Origin of the sequence: Methylocystis sp., assembly GCF_021731785.1 — a bacterium.
Classification (GTDB): Bacteria; Pseudomonadota; Alphaproteobacteria; order Rhizobiales; family Beijerinckiaceae; genus Methylocystis.
The window spans coordinates 1-2,995 of record NZ_JAKFWS010000088.1 but is presented as its reverse complement, the minus strand read 5'-3'; the positions used below and the strand labels follow the sequence as shown (position 1 = coordinate 2,995).

Below are 2,995 nucleotides of genomic sequence, written 5' to 3'. Positions count from 1 at the left end.
TGCGCGGCCGCGACATCGCCTCCGTAGTCGTGGACGCCCGAGCGAAGATCGACGCCAAGGTCGCGCTTCCGCCGGGCTATTGGATCGTCTGGGGCGGCCAGTTCGAAAATCTTGTAGCCGCGCGGGCACGCCTGATGATCGTCGTGCCTGTTTGTTTCTTCCTGATTTTCCTGCTGCTCTATTCCGCCCTCGGCGCCGCGCGCGATGCGCTGCTCGTTTCCACCGCCGTCCCTCTTGCGCTTTCCGGTGGCGTAGCCGCGCTGTGGTTGCGCGGCATGCCGATGTCTATTTCCGCAGCGGTCGGCTTCATCGCCTTGTCGGGCGTCGCCGTGCTCAACGGCCTCGTCATGCGCACCTATATACATCAGCTCATCATGAGCGGCGTGCCCGAGCGTCAAGCGATCTTCGAAGGCGCGGTGACGCGTCTGCGTCCCGTCATCATGACGGCGCTCGTCGCGTCGCTCGGCTTCCTGCCCATGGCGCTCGCGACCAGTACCGGCGCGGAAGTGCAACGGCCGATCGCGACAGTGGTCATCGGCGGCCTCATCAGCGCCACGCTGCTGACGCTCATCGTGCTGCCGGCGCTCTATTCCTACTTCGGCGAAAACGGAAATCGCGCGCGTTCCGTTTCGGGCGCGCCGAAGCAGGATGTCGGCGCGTGAATCGCGCGCGCGCGCTCGCCATCGCGGCATGCGCGGTGGGCGCCGTCGCCGCGCAGACGGCGCGCGCTGAAACGCTGATGGGCGCAATGCGGCGGGCCTATGACGCCAATCCGCAGCTCAACGCCAGCAGAGCCGAGCTTCGCGCGATCGACGAAGGAGTGCCGCAAGCGCAGGCCGGCATGAGGCCGCGCGTGACGGGCGACGGCTATCTCGGCGTGCAGCGCAATCGCCTCGTCACAAAGCAGCGCGACGTCAATATCAATGACCCGACCGATACCGCCATCACGAAAAACATCCAGAACGGCGGCAGCGTTCCCCGCTCCGCCCATCTAACGTTCGAGCAGCCGATATTCGACGGGTTCAAGGCGCAAAACGAAACGCGCGCCGCGGAGTCGGGCGTCTTCGCGGGACGCGAACGTTTGCGCCTCACCGAGCAGCGCGTGTTGTTTGACGCCGTCACCGCCTACATGAACGTCTTGCGCGACACAGCGGCCCTGAAACTTCAGGAAAGCAATGTCGCCGTCCTGAAAGAGCAATTGCGCCAAACGCGCGAACGCTACGAATATGGACAGATCACCTTGACGGATGTCGCGCAGGTCGAGGCGCGGCTCGCGGGAGGAAAGTCTCTCGCCGGCGCCGCACGCGCCACGCTCGACGCCAGCATAGGCGTCTATCGCAAGACGGTCGGCGTCGAGCCGACGAAACTCGCGCCGGGCGCGCCGATCGACCGATTGCTGCCGAAGTCGCGCGAAGAAGCGGAACGCATCGCGCAAAGGGAACATCCGTTCATCCTCGCGGCGCTTCACGAGGCCGACGTCGCCGATCTCGGCATAAACGCGCTTGAATCCGACTTCATGCCCAAATTGTCGATCGTCGGCGACGTTTTCACCCAGACCGACATTGCCGGCATCGGGAACCGCAATGTCGGGGCGAAAATCCTCGGACATCTCAACGTGCCGATTTACGAGGGCGGCCTGACGTCTTCCCGCGTGAGGCAGGCCAAGGAGACCGCCGGACAGCGCCGGTTCGACGCCGACGTCGCGCGCGCAGAAGTTCTCTCGCTCGTTCGCGCCTATTGGGGCGCGTTGCAGGCGGCGAAAACTCAGATTGCCGCGGCGCAAACGCAAATCGCCGCGGCCGAGCGCGCGCTCTATGGCGTGAGAGAAGAAGCCAAGGCCGGTCAGCGAACGACACTCGAAATTCTTATCGCGCAGCAAGAGCTGCTCTACGCCCGCATCGCGCTCGTCTTCGCTCAGCGCGACCGCGTCGTCGCCTCATACGCGGTGCTCACGGCGATCGGACGTCTGTCCACGGCGTCGCTTGATCTCGACGGTTTTGGATATGATCCCGCCGTACACTTTGAACAGGTCAAGGACCTCTGGGGCGGGACCGCGACGCCATAACCAAATCTCTCCAACGGATCCCGCCGCTTCTGACCACGCTTACGCTTCATCCGCGGTTTGGCTTCGCGCGTGGCCTTATTGAACTTCGAGCGCCACGGCGCGCGATCGTTCCCGCGTAGGCAAGCTTCGATATCGGCGTCGAAGTTGGACAGATCGGCATCGTGCTTGTTGTGCTGCCCTTGCTCATAGTCGTCGACAAGACCTTCACCAAGGGAGACGTAGTCCGCGTCTTGTCAATGCGTGTTCGGCGATGATCGCCGGTTTAGGCGCCTACTGGTTACTTGTGCGCATCAGCGTTATTAAGTAACGCTCTGCGCTGTTAGTCGCTCCGACTGAAGCGCGGCCAGCCGGAGCATTGAATTGCAGCGCGTAACCGTGACGATCGACGACGAACTGATGAGCGCGCTCGACCAATATATGGAGGCGGGCGGGCATCAGAACCGTTCGGAAGCCGTGCGCGATCTCGTGCGCGCGGGCCTCATGAAAAAGCTGGAGGTCGACGACAGCGCGCGTTCCTGCGTCGCTGCGCTGGTCTATGTCTATGACCACGAGACGCGGCAATTGTCGAAACGGCTGATGACCGATCATCACAGCCATGCCGACATGTCGATCGCGACGCTGCATATTCATATGGACGAGGCGACCTGTCTCGAAGTGTCATTGCTGCGCGGCCTGAAGTCGGAAGTCGAGCATTTCGCCAGCCATGTCATTGGCGAGCGCGGCGTGCGCTATGGGCAGCTCGTCTTCGTTCCGGCCGACGCCGCGCAAGGCGAAAAGCTGCTCCCGCACGGCCATCATCACGAGAGCGGCCACGCGCATCGCTCGAATTAACCGCCGCTTAACCCTCTGTTGCAAAATGGCAACGCTTACGACAAATCGTTTACCGGCAATTGACTCACCGGCGTCGCGTAAGACAATTTTGAAAAAAGC

General features: G+C 62.7%; 3 protein-coding genes. All 3 read left to right on the top strand.

The features are described from left to right. The coding region (locus QZ964_RS14535) for an efflux RND transporter permease subunit (protein ID WP_292532363.1) at positions 1 to 662 on the top strand (662 nt) is incomplete at its 5' end. Beyond that, complete coding sequence (locus QZ964_RS14530; protein WP_292532362.1) at positions 659 to 2,065, top strand: TolC family outer membrane protein; 1,407 nt, start codon at positions 659 to 661, stop codon at positions 2,063 to 2,065. The genes QZ964_RS14535 and QZ964_RS14530, both read left to right, overlap by 4 nt. Before the next feature lie 360 nt (positions 2,066 to 2,425). Beyond that, complete coding sequence (gene nikR / locus QZ964_RS14525) at positions 2,426 to 2,896, top strand: nickel-responsive transcriptional regulator NikR (RefSeq protein ID WP_154453895.1); 471 nt, start codon at positions 2,426 to 2,428, stop codon at positions 2,894 to 2,896. Positions 2,897 to 2,995 lie beyond the last annotated feature (99 nt).